This window comes from Ruminococcoides intestinihominis (assembly GCF_040096285.1).
GTDB classification, from domain to species: Bacteria; Bacillota; Clostridia; order Oscillospirales; family Acutalibacteraceae; genus Ruminococcoides; species Ruminococcoides intestinihominis.
The window spans coordinates 14,899-32,942 of record NZ_JBBMEY010000005.1 but is presented as its reverse complement, the minus strand read 5'-3'; the positions used below and the strand labels follow the sequence as shown (position 1 = coordinate 32,942).

Here is an 18,044-nt window from a genome sequence, read left to right as displayed (position 1 = left end):
TTTTTATTTCCTTTCCATAATAAAAGGCAGTATCAAGAACTGCCCTTAATTATCAATTTAATCTAAGTTATCTTGAAATTTCCATTACCTTGTAAGCTACAACGCCACCTGGAGTTTCGATTTCTGCAACATCATCAATTGACTTGCCTAGAAGTCCCATACCAACAGGACTTTCATCAGAAATCTGTAGCTTCTTAGGGTCACTTTCGTTTGAACCAACAATACGAATAGTCATTTCCATATCGTTAGCAAGATTTTTAATTTTTACTGTACTACCTAGATGTACTTTATCATTGCTGATTTCGCTTTCATCAATAATAACTGCATTTTTAAGGCTTGCTTCAATATCTGCAATTCTAGCTTCAAGAATAGCCTGTTCATTTTTTGCATCATCATATTCTGAGTTTTCAGAAAGGTCACCATATGAACGAGCAACCTTGATTTTTTCTGCGATTTCAGTTCTTTTTTCGCCTTTAAGGACTTCAAGTTCAGCCTCTAATTTTTTAAGGCCTTCTTCTGTAAGCATAACCTGCTTTGCCATTAAAAACACATCCTTTTTCAAATAAATATACTATTTTATTATATCATTAATAAGGATTATGTCAATCCCCTAAACCACTGCTTTAGCAAGATATTTTCCCATACTTTTCACCGTACAGGTACAATTTTCGTTATAAGTTGTTTTAGGGATAAGTTCAGCCATATAATGTTGCCTACCTTTTGAAAATAAAGCTGATGCAAAGTACAAACTGTCCATATCCTTAGGACGGTATTTTTCTAAATTTTCCGGAATTTCAACACTATATCCATAGTAGCATTGTGCATTCATATCAAAGCAAGGTCTTTCACTTGTTAGCACAATAGCTTTACTGTTTAAATCAAGAATTTTTCTGATTTGAGTTGGAGCAATTACAAGGTCAGCATCTTTCATTCTTGAAAGTCGGTCGGTATAAACTAAACTGACACCCATTTCATCCATCAATTTATCGGAAATTTCCTTGTACTTTTTCTTGTTAACTGTCACTACAATAAAATTATCAGTTAACTTACAAAGTTCATTTAAAAAATATTTATTGTTTCCGTCAATATCGTAATATACAATTTTCAATTTCTCCGGATTTTCCATTGTTTTCAGTAGTGACAATGCAAAGTTATTAGTCATAATCTTTGAAAATGTACTGTCAACAAATCTTTGTAATCTGGAGTTTATTGGGAAAGAAATATTCTCACTGCACACTAAACACTTTGATTGATAACCTGCTCTGTTCTTTACAACTTTCCAATTAATTTTGTCGTTATAGCTTATGTAAACCATCTGACGGATAATAAGGTTTTTTTCTTCCCCATAATCTTCAAGTAACTTATCCTTTATAAATGGCTTTACTAATTTTTTCAATCCTTTTAGGTTCCTTTTTTCAATTCTAAATGTTGTTAACAAAGAAAATCCCCCTTTGCGCTATTTCTATAATAGTATGCAAAGAGGGAAAAATTATGCTTATTTTGTTGAACTAATTATTTTTTAATGAAGATTTTTTAATTAGCACATATGAACCGTCAGAAATTTTGAAACTCTTGTAGTCCTTACTGTATTTACCTTCATTATAGTCACTTTCCGGAACATAAAGAATGTTGTCATTATCAACACTTTTAACATATGTAGAGGATAAAGACTCTCTCAAAGTTTCTTCATCAATTGAACCTTTGTAGTTCTCTCTAACTGCTGAGTCAACCTCATAAAGTTTTGTAAACATTCTCTGCTTTTCGTTTAAGTCAGTTACCTTTGAATTAAAGGTATGCATTGCATAAACATAAGCACCGGAAAAAGCAATAGCAGAACAAATTGCTGCAATTGTAACAGTAACCCCTAGTGGTACACCCTTTTTAACAGGTCGTCTTTCTCTTCTATTGCTCATAATCAGAACTCTGACATTGGGTCATATTTTGTACCGTTAATTCTACATTCAAAGTGTAGATGAGGACCACTTGACCAACCTGTAGAGCCTACATAACCGATAACCTGACCCTTTGAAACATAAGAACCTTGACTTACAACTGCTCTTGTAAGATGACCGTAGATTGTACATTTACCGTTATCATGGTCAATCCATACATAGTTGCCGTAGCCACCACCACAGCCACAAGAACCGGACTTACCCCAGTTATGTGTACAAGAGTTATTGGAAACAACAACTCTACCTGAGTCAGCAGCAACTACTGTTGCACCCATAATGCTACCGTCTGAAATATCAATAGCACCGTGACCATAAGTACCTCTGTCCTCACCGAATACTGATGAAAGTGCAGTATGTCCCGGTACAGGCCATGTGTAGCCTGAACCTGATGGTGTTACAGGTGTATAACTGCCACCACCATTGTTGGAAGAACCATTGTCGTTTGAACCGCCATTAGAACCAGTGCTTGAGTTGTTCTTTCTAGCCTTTGCAGCAGCCTTCTTAGCCTGTTTTTCGTAGTATGATTGGATTTGGTCATCAATACCATTCAAAGCACCGTTATTAGCCTTAATAGCAGCCTCTTGCTTTTTGTTACGAGTATAAAGAGTGTTTAACACTTTACTGTTTTCATCAACAACAGACTGCAAGTCAGCTTGTTTAGCCTGTAGATTTTTCTTTTCTTTAACTTGTTTTGCCTTATCCTTTACTAAAGCAGCTTTTTCTGACTTAACAGTTTTCATATCTGTTTCAATATCAGAAATTAACTTTTCGTCAAAGTTACTTACATTTCTAACAAGTTCAACTTTATCAAGAAAATCACTAAAGTCCTTAGCACCTAGGATAATTTCCAGAGAACTAACATCACCTGACATATAGATAGTCTTGATTCTCTTTCTTAGAGTATTTGTTCTTGAACTAATATCGCTATTTAGTTTCTTGATTTTCTTTGTCTTAGCTGAAATTTGATTGTTAAGTGTTGTAATTTTCTCTTGGCTTACAACAATTTCATCACTAACAGCATCAATTCTGTTAAGCAAAGTCTTTTGATACTGCTTTGTCTTAGCAATCTTACTGTTGTTTTTCTCTAATTCTTTCTGATATTGTTCTGACTTTTGCCTTAGTTCAGCCTGTCTTTGTTCAAGTTCAGAAATAGAGTCTTGAGCAACAACTGTACTAGGCTGTACCTTTGCACCAATAGCAAATGTGCCACCAACTACAGTCAAAGCCAATATCGCCGAGATTATCTCTTTTTTCATTGCTATACTCCTTTCAGAGATAAAGTCAATTACCAACCAAGGATAATTGAACCTTCTTTCTTTAGGTACTTACCAATACTGATAAGACCACCTAAAATACCAACAAATACACCTGCAATAATAAATGCACCAAGGAATGGCCACATTACTGAGTTGAATGTTATTGCCTTAAATGGTACTACATACTGCAATGCTTCTATAATCAAATCATAAATGAGCATTAAACCAAATGTTGAAATAACACCGGACAATGCACCAATAATAATACCTTCAACAAGGAACGGTATTCTAACAAATGTATCTGTTGCACCAACAGACTTCATAATACTGATTTCGTATCTTCTGGCATACATACTCATACGAATTGTATTAGAAATAATAAACAGTGAAATAATTACAAGTGCCAAAACAATTGCAACAGAAAGAATCTGTATAATCTTGTTTAGACTTGTTAATTTATCTGCAACATCGGTTTGAGATGATACAGTAGCAACCCCCTTAATATTTTGGATTTGCTTTACCGTACTCTCATATTTTGATAAGTCCTTAACAGTAACCTTATAAGCATCAGGAAGTGGATTACCGTCACCTTCCATTTCAGCAAAAACCTTGTCACCAAGAACATCCTTATAGTCCTTAATAGCCTCTTCCTTAGGGAAGAAAGAAACAGAAGTAACATTACTTAAGCCTTCCATTTGTTTTCCGGCATTAGTGATTTCTGCATCAGTTGCTTTATCTTCCATATAAACAGTTGTTTCGTTGCTATCCCCAACTTTGTCAACAATTGTTTTAACATTTAAGGATGCCATAACAGCAGCACCTGTCAGTACAAGGCAAGATAAAAGAACACCAATGGAAGCAAGGCTCATCATTCTATTTGACCAGATATTTCTGATACCTTCTTTGATTAAATAACCTAAATTACTAAGCTTCATTTTTACATTTCCTTTTCTATTTTACCTTAGTGAATCAATAACAGAATCTACCTGAGCATCCTTTTCCTTTTTCTCTCTATCGGCAGCAATAATTCTCTTAATTTTTGCCGGATCAAGAGTTACTGTATGGATTAAGTCCTCTCTGTCATCTGTTTCGATTTCTTCAACAATCTTGTCAATGTTTTCAACAGCCTCTTCAACCTTAGTCTTAGGCTTCTTAGGTGTAGTATATTCTTCTGCCATCTTGTTTAACATTCTTAGCTTCTGAACAGGTAGTTCCTGTACTTCTTCAGGTGACTCTTGGTCAATCTTTAGAAGTGGGCTAAGTTCATCATCGGAAATTTCCTGATCATATGATGACATAAGCTCAATATCTTCAGCAGACTTACGCTCAAGCTTTGTATCGTGAATAATCTTACCCTTATGAATTTCAATAACTCTCTTGCCAAATTCCTTAACAAGGTCATGTTCATGGGTAACGATAATGATTGTTGTACCTTGCTTATTGATTTCAGAAAGCAGGTCAATAATTTCATGTGACATTTCAGGATCAACATTACCTGTAGGTTCATCGGCAATGATAATCTCAGGGTTATTTACTAAAGCTCTTGCAAGTGAAACTCTCTGTTGTTCGCCACCGGAAAGCTGGTTAGGCTTACTCTTAATCTTACTGCCAAGACCAACTAGCTTTAGGATATAAGGAACACGAGTTTTGATTGTTTTGTTAGATGCACCAACACATCTCATAGCAAAAGCAACATTATCGTAAACTGTCATCTTCTCAATCAAACGGAAGTCCTGGAAAACAATCCCCATCTTTCTTCTTAAGAAAGGAACTTTTCTTCTCTTAAGCTTACTCATTCTGATTCCATCAACAACAATTTCACCTTTTGTCAACTTTTCTTCAGCCATAATTAGCTTTAGGAATGTACTCTTACCGGCACCGGAAGAACCAACAACAAACACAAAGTCACCGTTGTTAATCTTTAGGTTGATATTATGCAACGCATGAGTACCTGAAGGGTAGTCCTTTGATACATTTTTAAATTCTATCATAAAAAAATCTCTCCAAAATGGTAACAAATGTTATTTACCAATGTGTACAAAACTCGCTCCACAAATGAATTTGAGAAGCGAGTCCTTATTAATTTTAGTATTTTGTAGGGTTAGCATCTAGGTATCTTCTTACCATTAATGCTACTTTAAAGACGATTGCATCTTCAAATTCTCTTAGGTCAAGACCGGTTAACTTCTTGATTTTTTCAAGTCTGTAAACAAGTGTGTTTCTGTGAACAAATAGCTTTCTTGATGTTTCAGAAACATTTAGGTTGTTTTCAAAGAACTTCTGAATTGTGAACAAAGTTTCTTGGTCAAGACTGTCAATTGAGCCTTTCTTGAAAACTTCCTTTAGGAACATTTCACAAAGAGTAGTTGGTAGCTGATAAACAAGTCTTGCAATACCAAGGTTATCATAGCTGACAATAGTTCTTTCGTTATCAAATACCTTTCCAACTTCAAGGGCAACCTGTGCTTCCTTAAATGAATGAGCCAAATCCTTGATACCCATTACAATAGTACCGATACCAACTGTACAATGAGTATAGAATTCAGAAGAAAGTGTATCAACAATAGAACCTGCTAACTTCTCTAGGTCCTTTTCTTTAATACCCGGCTTTAGTTCCTTAACAAGAGCAATCTCAGTTTCGTTAATGTTAATTATAAAGTCCTTAGACTTATCCGGGAATAGGTTTTGAAGAACATCATAAGCAGAAATATCTGTCTTGGATGTAATTCTGATTAACATAACAACTCTTGTAACTTCTGAGTTAAAGTGAAGTTCTCTTGCCTTTAGATAAATATCCCCCGGTAGGATATTATCTAGGATAACACTTTTGATAAAATTGCTTCTATCATACTTTTCATCATAATACTGCTTAATAGAATTCAGGGAAATAGCCAAAAGGCCCGCATATCTTTGGGCTGCCTCATCTGTACCGGAAACAAAGACTGCATACTCTGGTCTTTGGTTTGCTCCAAATGATTTGTATGTATATCCGTTAATAACATAAGGAACAGTAGATGACAATGTTTCGGCATTTATACTTTCGTTTACTTCACCAATTCTGCCAAGTTCTGAACAAGCAATAACTACTGATGTTTCATCAACAATACCGATTGTTCTATCAATGGTATCTCTCATTTGGTGTATTACTCCTTGAAAGAGTCTATTTGACATATTATTTTCCTCCCTGATTATATGGTGATAATGACTAACGCTTTCGTTACAAGTCATATAATTATATTGTTCATCATATACATTTTACACAAAAACTCAGAAAATTGCAATATTTATTTTCAATTTTCAGGGAGAATTTTCACTAAAATCACAAATCACCCTATTTTGTGGGTATATTCGTGATACATTTTTACCAATTTGTCCGTTTTAGTAATTTTTCTGTGGTGATTTCTGTGTTATGCTTAACAAAGAAAATTTTTATTATAACAACAAACCCCCTCAAATGAGGGGGTTATAAATATCAAGTTATCAGTTAGTGATAGTCTTTTCTGTTTCAGGATCAAATACATGAATCTTTTCAGTTTCAAATGCAATCTTGATCTTGTCACCAGGCTGAGCCTTTGAAGTTGGTTCAACTCTAGCGATAATTGGAATACCTTCAATGTTAACATATAGGTAAATTTCTGCACCCATAAGTTCTGTAACATCAACATTAGCTTCAAGAACACTTTCTGTTAGTCTTTCTAGGTGTTCAGCTTCGTCATGTACATGTTCAGGACGGATACCGATTCTAACAGCCTTGCCAACATAAGCGTCCAGCTTGCCACCTTCGTTCTTGTTTGCAGGTAGTGGAATGCTATGACCTGCAAATTCAGCACAAATCTGATTGCCCTTCTTAGCAAGAGTTGCATCAATAAAGTTCATCTGAGGTGAACCGATGAAACCTGCAACGAATTCGTTGCAAGGTAAATCATATAGATGCTGAGGTGTATCAACCTGCTGAATGAAACCGTCTTTCATAACAACGATTCTAGTACCCATTGTCATAGCTTCTGTCTGGTCATGAGTAACATAGATAAATGTTGTACCTAGTCTCTGATATAGCTTAGAAATTTCTGTACGCATCTGTGCACGTAGCTTTGCGTCCAAGTTAGATAGTGGTTCGTCAAGTAGGAATACCTTAGGGTCACGAACGATAGCACGACCAAGAGCAACTCTCTGTCTCTGACCACCTGATAGAGCCTTAGGCTTTCTGTCTAGGTACTGTTCAATACCAAGAATTCTTGCAGCTTCCTGAACTCTTTCCTTGATTTCTTCCTTTGGTGTCTTTCTTAGCTTTAGACCAAATGCCATATTATCATAAACTGTCATATGTGGATATAGAGCATAGTTCTGGAATACCATTGCAATATCTCTATCCTTTGGTGCTACGTCATTTGCTAGCATATCGCCGATGTAAAGTTCACCCTTACTGATGTCTTCTAGACCGGCAATCATTCTTAGAGTTGTTGACTTACCACAACCTGAAGGACCAACCAAAATAATAAATTCTTTGTCTTCGATTTCTAGGTTAAAATCTGTAACAGCAGTTACACCACCGTCATAGATTTTATAAACGTGTCTTAAAGATACATTTGCCATACTAACTATAACCTCCCTGTATAAATAAGCAAGGATTTTACCATTCCTCACCAATAGTTTCGTATATCATAATGTAGTATATCATTTTTTTGTTGATTTGGCTACTATATTTTTGACTAAATATTAACGCAAGATTTTAGGCAAAAAGCCACACATATAAAAAATGTTCATATTTTTTGTTTATAACTTACAAAAATATATTACGCTTCTCATCCTCTTGCATAAATCTACATTCACCCGGGGCTAAATCTTTGGGCAATTTTAGCATACCGATTTGCTCTCTGTGTAGGTCTCTTACTGTTAATCCCTGTGTTAAAAACATCTTTTTTACCTGATGATACTTGCCTTCTCGTATAATTACCCTTGCAATATGGGGATTTTCCTTGTTTGGAAGTAATTTTGCCGATAGACAAAGTGTTCCGTCATAGAAAGAAATACCCTTCCTGAAGTTCTCTACCATTTCATCTGTAACTTCACCGTCAAGGGTTGCTTTGTACACCTTTTCAACATGCTTTTTAGGGGACAACATTCTATGGGCAAAGTCACCATCATCAGTAATAATCAACATACCTGTAGTATCTTTATCAAGTCTTCCTGCCGGAAAAAGATTTTTCCTTTTCATTTCCTTTGGCACAAGGTCAACAACAGTTTCTGCATTTTTATCATTACTGGCAGAGATATAACCCTTAGGCTTGTTCATTATAATATACACATATTCTTGATAAGAAATATCTTTGCCATCTACAGTAACCTTATTTACATTAGGGTCAAGTTTAGTTTCAGGCTTTTTTATAATTTCACCATCAATTTTTACTAGTCCTTTTCTAACCAGTTTTTGTGCTTCTTTTCTTGTGCAAATGTTTTGTGACACAAGGAATTTATCAATTCTCATTTTACTCCTTTAGCAAAGATACAAAATCACTTCCATAAAGTTCCTTAGATTTGTGACAACCTACCACCTTACCTTTATAAGTAAGTATAGAAACAAAGTAGTTGTCCTTTCCTTTATAAACGTAACGCTTAGTGGTCTTTCCCTTAAAGTTATTTAGGTCAAGACCCATAGCTTTTTGTATCTTATTATATCTTTCGTATGTAGAGTTGAAGTTTTCCGGTATTCTCACATTATCAATAGTAACAGGTTGTCCGGTAACATTAAAGTAAGACAAGAAAGTTTTTTTATCATTACTTGTTGAAAAGCTGAGAGAATACTCACCTATTTCTTTACAATATGCACTTTTAGGTGTGTTGTCACAAGACACAAACACTACTGCCAAAATCAGTATCAGCCCAAAAGCACACATAAATAAAAATTTCTTTTTGTTATTAATCTTTGTTTTTACTGTTAGTACAAACATTTTATCAGTCCTTCCGTATTCCATATAAAATACATATGCAAGGACTTGCTATAAAATGTTATAGTAAATAATTTTTTAAATCTTCCGTAGTTTCTGCAAATACAGTAGCACCTTCATTTTCCATTGACTCTTTGTCACCATAGCCATAAAGTACACCAACAAAGTCAACATTACAAAGCCTAGCACCTTTTGCATCAAAATAAGTATCCCCTACCATAGCGATTTTACTGTTAAAATCTTTTCCTAATCTATCTACTGCATAAGGAATAATATCCTTTTTATCTTTTCTGCTACCATCGGCTAAAGAGCCACATACTGCATCAAAACATTCTGTTAAACCTAAGTTCTCAACAATTTCTTCTGCAAATTTTTCATACTTAGAGGTAGCAACTGCAACCTTAACACCGGTTGATTTAATTTCCAATAAAGTTTCTTTTATGCCTTTATAAGGCTTATTCATCAGCTTACCCTCAGTATCATAATAATGACGGTAAACCTCAACTGCATCTTCGGCAGATTTTCCACTTAGATGACAAAGATTTGTGAAAGTATCAAGTAGTGGTGGACCTATATACAACTTATAATTGCTTGTATCAAATGTGTCACAACCGATTTGCTCTATAGTTTTTTCAAGACTATAACGAATACCTGTAGCACTTTCGGAAATTGTACCGTCTAAGTCAAACAAAATAATATCATACTTACTCAAACTTTTCATCTGCCTTTTTCTGGAACTTTTCACTTTTTACAGATACTCTGTTGTGAGTACCGTTTGCAATCATACCGGCATTATCATAAGCAGTAACTTCAAACTTAAATGACCTACCGTCATTGCTGATTAGCTTACTTTCCACTTTAATCTTTGCACCGATTGGTGAAGGACTGATGTGCTGAATTTCTACCATTGTACCAACAGTAGTTAAACCCTCATCAAGAAAAGTATCGGCAAGTTTTGTTGATGCTTCTTCCATAAGTGCAACAACAGTTGGTGTAGCTAATACTCTTAGGCTACCTGAACCAACATTTACTGCCAACATATCCTCTGTTACAACTTTTTCTATTACAAAATTTTCCATAATTAAACCTCCAATTAATGATTATCATTGTATAATTAGAATTTCTATGGTATAATAATACATCATCTGATAAATTAATTCAATACAATATAAAAGGAGAAAAACAATGAAATTAGGAATTGTAGGCTTACCTAATGTAGGTAAAAGTACACTTTTCAATGCTATCACTAATGCAGGAGCACAGAGCGCAAACTATCCGTTCTGTACTATTGAACCAAATGTTGGTGTTGTAGCAGTACCTGATAAGCGTATTGACAAACTAGCAGAAATGTATAATCCGGATAAAATCACACCGGCAACAATTGAATTTGTTGATATTGCCGGTCTGGTAAAGGGTGCATCAAAGGGTGAAGGTCTTGGCAACAAGTTCCTTTCCAATATTCGTGAATGTGACGCTATTGTTCATGTTGTAAGATGTTTTGAAAATGATGACATTATCCATGTTGAGGGTTCTGTTGACCCTGCAAGAGATATTGAAACAATTGACATTGAGCTTATCCTTTCTGATGTAGAAATGGTAACAAGAAAGATTGATAGACTTAAAAAGGCACTTAAAGGTGACAAGAGCCTACAACCACAGATTGACTTCTTTGAGGAAGTTCTTGACACACTAAACAAAGGTAAAAGTGCAAGAACTGTTGAAACAACAGAAGAACAGGAAGAATGGCTAAAGGAAGTTGCTTTACTTACAACAAAGCCAATTATCTACGCTGCAAATATGAGTGAAGATGACTTTACTAACGGTATTCAGGACAACAAAATGCTACAAACAGTTAGAGATATTGCAAGTGAAGAACACGCAGCAGTACTACCAATCTGTGCACAGATTGAAATGGATATTGTTGATATGGACAAGGAAGAAAAGGAACTGTTCCTTTCTGATCTAGGTCTTGAAGAAAGTGGTCTTGACAGACTTATCAAGGAATGTTACTCACTACTTGGACTAATCTCTTACCTAACTGCCGGTAAACCTGAAGTTAGAGCTTGGACAATCACTAAGGGTACAAAAGCTCCTCAAGCTGCCGGTAAAATCCACACAGACTTTGAAAGAGGTTTCATCAGAGCAGAAGTTGTTTCTTATGATGACCTTATCGAAAATGGTGGTATGACTGCTTGTAAAGAAAAAGGTCTTGTTCGTTCAGAAGGTAAGGACTATGTTATGAAAGACGGCGATGTAGTTCTATTTAGATTTAATGTTTAAATTTTTAATTTTTTAATTTTCTGTTTTAATTCCAATTTATTGCATTAAACTAAAAATTACATTTTATTAAACTTAAACTAGAATTTAATACTCAACATAAAAGGCTGAAACTTATTAAAGTTTCAGCCTTTCTTTTTATCTAAATATTATTTTATTTGAAAGTTTTCAGAAATGTGAACTTAATCTTCCATTAAGATAGTTTTTTCAGGCTCAATGCCTTCTTCTTCACAATATGAAAGGTAGTCATCAACTGCATTATGAAATTCAGTTTCAATATCAGTTGCACTTTCACTTTCAAAGCTAATCAATGAATGTATACCCATTATTTTCCCATAAATCACTTTATCTTCAGCACTATATTCAATCTTTCCATAGTAGCCTTTATAGTAAAGAATATTACTAACCATCAACATCACCTTTCCCTATTAATCATTTGTATCTATATCAAAGGTAACATCAAGTAGGTATTTTGACTTACCTTTATTAATTGAATGTAAGATATAATCTTTTATTTGATTGCCTTGACTCATCATATCTTCCGGTAAAACTAAATCAAATACAAGAAGTGTACCACTACTGCAATTGGCAATTCTAAAATCATGGATTGAAAGCCTACTGTCCTTTGACTTTAAGCACTCCATAATTTTCAGTTGCAACTTTTCAGCTTTTAAATCATCGGTAACAATAGGGTCATAGTGTACAACCATATGAATACCAAATTTCTTCAGGCATTGTCTTTCTATTCTGTCTATTGTATCGTGGCAATTCATAGGGTCTTCATCCTTATCCACTTCAACATGTATAGTTGCATATCTTTTTGCAGGACCATAATCGTGAATCATTAAGTCGTGACAACCTAACACCTTGTCATATGAATTAACGAAATCAATAATTTCTTTCCTAAATTCAGGAGTAGCCTCTTCACCTAGTAGTGGTGAGATTGTTTGTCTAATAAGTCCTATTCCATTATACAAAATAAACAGTGACACCAAAGCACCCATAATTCCATCTATCTGCCACTTTGTCAGTAATTCCACAACCATTGCAATAAGTACACAAGTAGTTGTTAACACATCATTTCTACTGTCGGCACTTGTTGCAAGTAATGTTGTGGAATGGATTTGTTTACCCTTTTTCTTATAAAATAATGTCATCCACAGTTTCACAAGAATTGAAACTACAAGCACTAGTATTGTGACCAGAGAAAATTTTACAGGAGTTGGTGAAATTATTTTTTCTACAGAACTTTTTGCAAGTTCAAAGCCAATAACAAAAATCATTACTGCTACAGTTAAACTTGCTAAATATTCAAACCTTGCATGACCAAATGGGTGTTTCTTATCAGCCGGTTTTTCTGCTAACTTAAAGCCCAGTAAAGTGACAATTGAACTTGCTGCATCAGAAAGGTTGTTGACACTATCTGCAATAATTGACATTGAAGAAACAAGTGTACCTACAACAAACTTACCACCGGCTAAAGCAAAGTTACAGATTATTCCCACTATACCGGCTAACTTGCCTACCTTTGCTCTGTTTCTTTCCTCAGTACTTTCCATAAAATCATCTCATTTCAATATATAATAAAAAAGTGGGGCAGTAAAAACTGTCCCACAGAAAATTCTGTTGCCCTTTGGCCCGGTTGTATAAACAACTTGCTAGTTTATAATACATTATATGCTTAAATAGTAAAGTGATTATAACATTAATTATATAAAATTTCAAGGAAAAAGACCGATAAAAATCGGTCTTTTCTTCAAAGGGATTGATGAATATTTTACTACCAAGGTAGAATAACGATTATTTCATATAGCCTGATTTTCTAAGTGCTATTTTTAGTAAAGGGCCAACCACACCGGCAATAACACACTTGATTGCGTCAAATGGTAGGAATGGAATTACACAAGCTGCCAAAGAAGCATTTAAGTCATACTTTGTAATAGCCATAAACTGAATTGTACCACAAGCGTAACAAATTACAACACCAACTGCACAAGCTAAAATACTAACAATAATTTCAAGTGCTTTATTCTTGGTTGGAATTTTACAAATCAAACCAACAACAACTACAACAATTAGGTAAGACCAAACATAACCACCGGTAATATTAGCATATGTAGATAGGCCTGTCTGTCCACCACTAAACAGTGGTAAGAATAAACCTAATAGTAAGTAAACAACAACAGAGATTAGACCTTTTACAGGACCAAGTACTACTGCTGTAAATACTACTGCCAAAATACCAAGTGAAACCGGTACCATACCAATTGGAATAGTGATGATTGAAAAGATACAACAGATAGCAGCAAATAATGCACATACTACCATATCAAATATTTTATTGTTCTTCATAAAAAATACCCCCTGTGTATATCACAAGGAGTATTATAACTCATAATTATAATATTGTCAACCTTAATATTGATTATTGTTAACAATTGTTAACCTATGGGTAATTGTCAACCTAATTATAGAATTGTTCCACCACCAAGAACAACATCACCATCATAAAGTACAACTGCCTGTCCTTTGCAAATTGCTCTTTGGCTTTCATCAAAGGTAACCTTAACTTTACCGTCTTCCATTACCTTTGCAGTAACAGGTTGTTCCTTTTGGTTGTAACGGATTCTAGCCTTACAACGGATTTCTTCCTTTGGTTCTTCAATAGATACCCAGTTAAAATCATTAGCATAAAGTTCCTTAGAAAACAGTTCATCATTTAGGCAAAGTACAACTTTGTTATCCTTAAGATTCTTTTCCTTAACATACATAGGGCAAGGCAAAGCAAGGCCTAAGCCTTTTCTTTGACCGATAGTATAACGGATAATACCCTTATGCTTACCTAGTACATTACCACTTGTATCTACAAAGTCGCCCTCAGGATACTTTTTGCCTGTATAGTCCTCAATAAATGCAGCATAGTCACCATTTGGCACAAAGCAAATATCCTGACTATCCTTTTTATCAGCATTGATAAAGCCGTTTTCTTCTGCGATTTTACGAGTTTCACTTTTTTCCATTTCACCTAATGGGAACTGAACATGAGCAAGTTGTTCTTGAGTCATATTGTAAAGAACATAACTTTGGTCCTTAGAAAGGTCAACTGCTTTCTTTAGGATATATCTGTCACCTTTCTTCTCAATTCTTGCATAGTGACCTGTAACAACATAGTCATACTGTAACTCTTTCATACGGTGCATTAGCTTATCAAACTTTAGGTATCTGTTACAACGGATACAAGGGTTTGGAGTACCACCGTTTTCATAAGTATGAATAAAATCATCTATTATTTTTTCTTTAAAATCAGCCTTGAAGTTGAAAACATAATAAAGTGCACCTAGCTTATAGCAAACACTTCTTGCATCTTCAATATCAGAAAGTGAACAACAAGTTCTCTCTGTATCAATGCCGATGTCATCGTTATCATAAAGTTTCATTGTAACACCAATGATATGATAACCTTTTTCTTTCATAATAAAAGCTGCGACGCTGGAATCAACGCCGCCACTCATTGCAATTATAGCCTTTTTCATTAGCCTAACCTTATCATTTCATCAATACATTTTTTAGCCTGTAAACGCTTTTCTTCGTCCATTGTGATTTCATCACCAAATGTACCCTTTAAGCAACCATAAACATCCATTAGCGTAGTTGCTTTCATATTAGGACAGATTAAGTCTTTTGACATTGGGTAGAACTGCTTATCAGGACAAGCATACTGTAACTCTTCAGCAATAGAAATTTCTGTACCAATAATAAATTCCTTGTCCTCACTCTGCTTAACAAAATTAACAATACCGGAAGTTGAACCAACATAATCAGCATGTTGTACAACATCAGGCTGACATTCAGGATGAACAAGCACCTTTGCATTTGGGTGTTTCTCCATAGCCTCAAGTAGCTTACTTTCAGAAATCTTTGCGTGAGTTGGGCAACCACCATGAAGAAGTTTAAATTCCTTTTCAGGTACTTGCTTTGCAACATAAGAACCTAGATTACAGTCAGGAATAAACAAAATCTTGTCAGCATCTAACTTCTTACAAATCTCGACAGCTGAAGATGATGTAACACATACATCACATATAGTTTTTAAACTTGCAGTGGTATTTATGTATGCAACAACTGCATAGTCAGGATACTGTTCCTTTACAAGAGAAATAGTTTCCTTATCCATCTGTTCTGCCATTGGACAACCGGCATCAGGGTTGCTTAGGATAACTTTCTTTTCAGGAGCAAGAATCTTTACTGTTTCTGCCATAAAGCGAACACCACACATAATAACTGTTTTCTGTGGTACTTTAGCTGATTTTACTGCAAGTGCATAACTGTCACCTGTAAAATCGGCAATTTCCTTAATCTCCTGAGCCATATATGAGTGTGCAAGAATACACACATCATTTTCTTCTTTTAATTTTAAAATCTGCTTTTGAATGTCTTTAATCATAAATTCAAATCCTATCATTTTGGTGTGGATAGATTATATCAAATCCACACCATAAAGTCAAATTTAGTTGATTATTCAGGTTGTTTGTCAGCCATTAGTCTAACCATAACAGCCTTTTGAGCATGAAGTCTGTTTTCTGCTTCTTCAAAGATTTCATCAGCATGAGCTTCAAAAACATCGGCAGTAATTTCTTCACCTCTATGAGCAGGTAGGCAGTGTAGAACCATACAATCCTTGTTTGTCTTTTCCATTAGTTCAGCATTAATCTGAATACCGGCAAATGCCTTTTCACGAATGGCCTTTTCTTCTTCCTGACCCATTGATGCCCATACATCAGTATATACAACATCAGCATTTTCAGCAGCCTTTAGAGGGTCTGTTGTCATTTCAAACATACCAGGGTAATTGTCTGCAAAGTCAAGAATGTTCTTTGGAGGTTCATAACCCTTAGGACAAGCAATAGCAACGCTCATACCACACTTTAAGCAACCAACAATAAGTGAGTTAGCCATATTGTTACCGTCACCGATAAATGCTAACTTAAGACCCTTTAGCTTACCCTTAAATTCACGAATTGTCATAAGGTCAGCCAGTACCTGACATGGGTGGCAATAGTCTGTTAGACCGTTGATAACAGGGATTGAACCGTATTCAGCAAGTGCATCAACTTCTGCCTGAGCAAATGTACGAATCATAATACCGTCTAACATTCTTGAAAGAACTCTTGCAGTATCTTCTACAGGTTCACCTCTGCCAATTTGTAAATCATTTGATGACAAGAATAGTGGGTGGCCACCTAGCTGATACATACCTGTTTCAAAAGAAACTCTTGTTCTTGTTGATGACTTTTCAAAAATCATACCCAGTGTTTTACCCTTTAGGTGATGATGTTCAATACCATGCTTTAGTTCATACTTTAGCTGATCAGCAAGGTTAAGAATATCCTTAATTTCTTCTGTTGATAGACTTTCAAGTGTTAATAAATGCTTCATCCTTTATTCCTCCATTACCTTCTTTAGTATAGCAAGTGCTTCATCAATTTCTTTATACTTAATATTTAGTGGTGGCAACATTCTTAGTAATGTTTTTGCAGTGATTACAAGAAGACCGTTTTCTGTACATTTCTTTGCAATATCACCTGCATTACCCTCAACTTCAATACCAATCATTAAGCCTTGTTGACGAACTGACTTAACACCTTTGATTTTTTCTAGTTTTTCTTTAAAGTAAGTACCCTTCTTATTTACTTCTTCAATAAATTCAGGAGTGTTTACTGTATCAATAATATAGTTAGCACCGGCACAAACAACAGGGTTACTGCCAAATGTTGTACCGTGAGTTGATGGACCCATAACATCCTTTAGCTTGTCGTTAACCATACAAATGCCAATAGGAAGTCCACCACCAAGACCTTTTGCAGAAGTTACAACATCAGGTTTAATGCCACTGTGCATATAACCATAAAGTTTACCTGTACGGCAAACACCTGTCTGTACTTCATCAACAATAAGCAAAATGTCCTTTTCATCACAAATCTTTCTTACCTGTTGTAAATATTCAGAGTCAAGGATATTTACGCCACCCTCACCCTGAACTGTTTCTAGCATAACAGCACAAGTTTTGTCTGTGATAGTGTTCTTTAGGCTTTCAATATCATTAGCAATAGCATTATCAAAGCCATCTACAAATGGGAAGAAGTAGTTATGGAAAACATCCTGACCTGTTGCAGACAATGTTGCAATAGTTCTGCCATGGAAACTGTTTACCAAAGTAATAATATGGTCCCTACCTCTACCGTACTTATCAAATGAATATTTTCTTGCAACCTTAATTGCACATTCATTTGCTTCAGCACCACTGTTGCCGAAGAATACCTTTGAAAGACCTGTTGCCTTAGTTAGCTTTTCAGCAAGAACACCGGCAACCTTATTGTAGTAATAGTTACTAATGTGCTGAATTGTACCGGCTTGTTCACTAACTGCCTTTACCCAACCGTCATCACAGTAACCAAGACAGTTAACACCGATACCGGAAGAAACATCAATATATTTCTTACCATTATCGTCATAAGCATATACACCTTTACCTTTAGTTAGGCAAACATCATATCTGCCGTATGTATGCATAATATTTTCATTATCTAATTCTTTAATCTTTTTATTATCCATTG

20 protein-coding genes are annotated in these 18,044 nt (G+C 35.1%); 1 reads left to right on the top strand and 19 read right to left on the bottom strand.

Annotated elements, in window-relative coordinates; genetic code table 11:
• Positions 1–67: 67 nt before the first annotated feature.
• The 12 genes from greA to WMO18_RS02380 form a co-directional block, all read right to left on the bottom strand.
• Positions 68–541 (bottom strand): transcription elongation factor GreA, encoded by a 474-nt coding sequence (greA, locus tag WMO18_RS02435; protein WP_022505247.1) that lies wholly within the window; start codon positions 539–541, stop codon positions 68–70.
• A 69-nt stretch (positions 542–610) separates the two neighbouring features.
• On the bottom strand, positions 611–1,438 hold the full coding sequence (locus tag WMO18_RS02430) for a hypothetical protein (protein WP_022505248.1): 828 nt from the start codon (positions 1,436–1,438) through the stop codon (positions 611–613).
• Between the two features lie 70 nt (positions 1,439–1,508).
• Entirely contained in the window at positions 1,509–1,913 is a 405-nt protein-coding gene (locus tag WMO18_RS02425; protein WP_022505249.1) for a hypothetical protein, read from the bottom strand.
• A gap of 2 nt (positions 1,914–1,915) precedes the next feature.
• Positions 1,916–3,208 carry a murein hydrolase activator EnvC family protein gene (locus WMO18_RS02420; RefSeq protein WP_022505250.1) on the bottom strand — a complete coding sequence of 431 codons (1,293 nt, stop codon included), beginning with the start codon at positions 3,206–3,208 and terminating at the stop codon, positions 1,916–1,918.
• Positions 3,209–3,237: 29 nt separating this feature from the next.
• Positions 3,238–4,143, bottom strand: a complete 906-nt coding sequence (gene ftsX, locus WMO18_RS02415; RefSeq protein ID WP_022505251.1) for a permease-like cell division protein FtsX — start codon at positions 4,141–4,143, stop codon at positions 3,238–3,240.
• A gap of 21 nt (positions 4,144–4,164) precedes the next feature.
• On the bottom strand, positions 4,165–5,199 hold the full coding sequence (gene ftsE / locus WMO18_RS02410; protein WP_022505252.1) for a cell division ATP-binding protein FtsE: 1,035 nt from the start codon (positions 5,197–5,199) through the stop codon (positions 4,165–4,167).
• Positions 5,200–5,293: 94 nt separating this feature from the next.
• Positions 5,294–6,379: a PucR family transcriptional regulator gene (locus tag WMO18_RS02405; protein WP_138156590.1), complete on the bottom strand. Its 1,086-nt coding sequence runs from the start codon at positions 6,377–6,379 to the stop codon at positions 5,294–5,296.
• 309 nt (positions 6,380–6,688) lie between these two features.
• The gene (locus WMO18_RS02400; RefSeq protein ID WP_022505254.1) at positions 6,689–7,801 is read right to left on the bottom strand and encodes an ABC transporter ATP-binding protein; all 1,113 of its coding nucleotides are present in this window, start codon (positions 7,799–7,801) and stop codon (positions 6,689–6,691) included.
• 187 nt (positions 7,802–7,988) lie between these two features.
• Entirely contained in the window at positions 7,989–8,693 is a 705-nt protein-coding gene (locus WMO18_RS02395) for a pseudouridine synthase (RefSeq protein WP_022505255.1), read from the bottom strand.
• 1 nt (position 8,694) lies between these two features.
• The gene (locus WMO18_RS02390; RefSeq protein WP_296078005.1) at positions 8,695–9,180 is read right to left on the bottom strand and encodes a DUF4830 domain-containing protein; all 486 of its coding nucleotides are present in this window, start codon (positions 9,178–9,180) and stop codon (positions 8,695–8,697) included.
• A 34-nt stretch (positions 9,181–9,214) separates the two neighbouring features.
• Positions 9,215–9,874 carry an HAD hydrolase-like protein gene (locus tag WMO18_RS02385; RefSeq protein ID WP_022505257.1) on the bottom strand — a complete coding sequence of 220 codons (660 nt, stop codon included), beginning with the start codon at positions 9,872–9,874 and terminating at the stop codon, positions 9,215–9,217.
• On the bottom strand, positions 9,858–10,232 hold the full coding sequence (locus tag WMO18_RS02380) for a thioesterase family protein (protein WP_022505258.1): 375 nt from the start codon (positions 10,230–10,232) through the stop codon (positions 9,858–9,860). The genes WMO18_RS02385 and WMO18_RS02380 overlap by 17 nt, the downstream gene beginning before the upstream one ends.
• Positions 10,233–10,338: 106 nt before the next feature.
• Here WMO18_RS02380 and ychF point away from each other — a divergent pair, with 106 nt between their 5' ends.
• The gene (gene ychF, locus WMO18_RS02375; protein ID WP_211147312.1) at positions 10,339–11,433 is read left to right on the top strand and encodes a redox-regulated ATPase YchF; all 1,095 of its coding nucleotides are present in this window, start codon (positions 10,339–10,341) and stop codon (positions 11,431–11,433) included.
• A gap of 179 nt (positions 11,434–11,612) precedes the next feature.
• Here the strand turns inward: ychF and WMO18_RS02370 are convergent, their stop codons facing one another.
• From WMO18_RS02370 to WMO18_RS02340, 7 genes are all read right to left on the bottom strand, one after another.
• A complete protein-coding gene (locus WMO18_RS02370) occupies positions 11,613–11,840 on the bottom strand; it encodes a type II toxin-antitoxin system HicB family antitoxin (protein ID WP_022505260.1) in 228 nt (75 codons plus the stop codon).
• 18 nt (positions 11,841–11,858) lie between these two features.
• Positions 11,859–12,989: a cation diffusion facilitator family transporter gene (locus WMO18_RS02365; RefSeq protein WP_022505261.1), complete on the bottom strand. Its 1,131-nt coding sequence runs from the start codon at positions 12,987–12,989 to the stop codon at positions 11,859–11,861.
• A gap of 241 nt (positions 12,990–13,230) precedes the next feature.
• Complete coding sequence (locus tag WMO18_RS02360; protein ID WP_211147313.1) at positions 13,231–13,782, bottom strand: biotin transporter BioY; 552 nt, start codon at positions 13,780–13,782, stop codon at positions 13,231–13,233.
• A 116-nt stretch (positions 13,783–13,898) separates the two neighbouring features.
• Positions 13,899–14,963, bottom strand: coding sequence for a tRNA 2-thiouridine(34) synthase MnmA (mnmA, locus tag WMO18_RS02355; protein ID WP_211147314.1), 1,065 nt, complete (start codon positions 14,961–14,963; stop codon positions 13,899–13,901).
• Positions 14,963–15,892, bottom strand: coding sequence for a quinolinate synthase NadA (nadA, locus tag WMO18_RS02350; protein ID WP_367286267.1), 930 nt, complete (start codon positions 15,890–15,892; stop codon positions 14,963–14,965). The genes mnmA and nadA overlap by 1 nt, the downstream gene beginning before the upstream one ends.
• A 53-nt stretch (positions 15,893–15,945) precedes the next feature.
• Positions 15,946–16,866, bottom strand: a complete 921-nt coding sequence (gene argF / locus WMO18_RS02345; protein WP_022505265.1) for an ornithine carbamoyltransferase — start codon at positions 16,864–16,866, stop codon at positions 15,946–15,948.
• A 3-nt stretch (positions 16,867–16,869) separates the two neighbouring features.
• Entirely contained in the window at positions 16,870–18,042 is a 1,173-nt protein-coding gene (locus WMO18_RS02340) for an aspartate aminotransferase family protein (RefSeq protein ID WP_211147316.1), read from the bottom strand.
• Between the last annotated feature and the right edge of the window lie 2 nt (positions 18,043–18,044).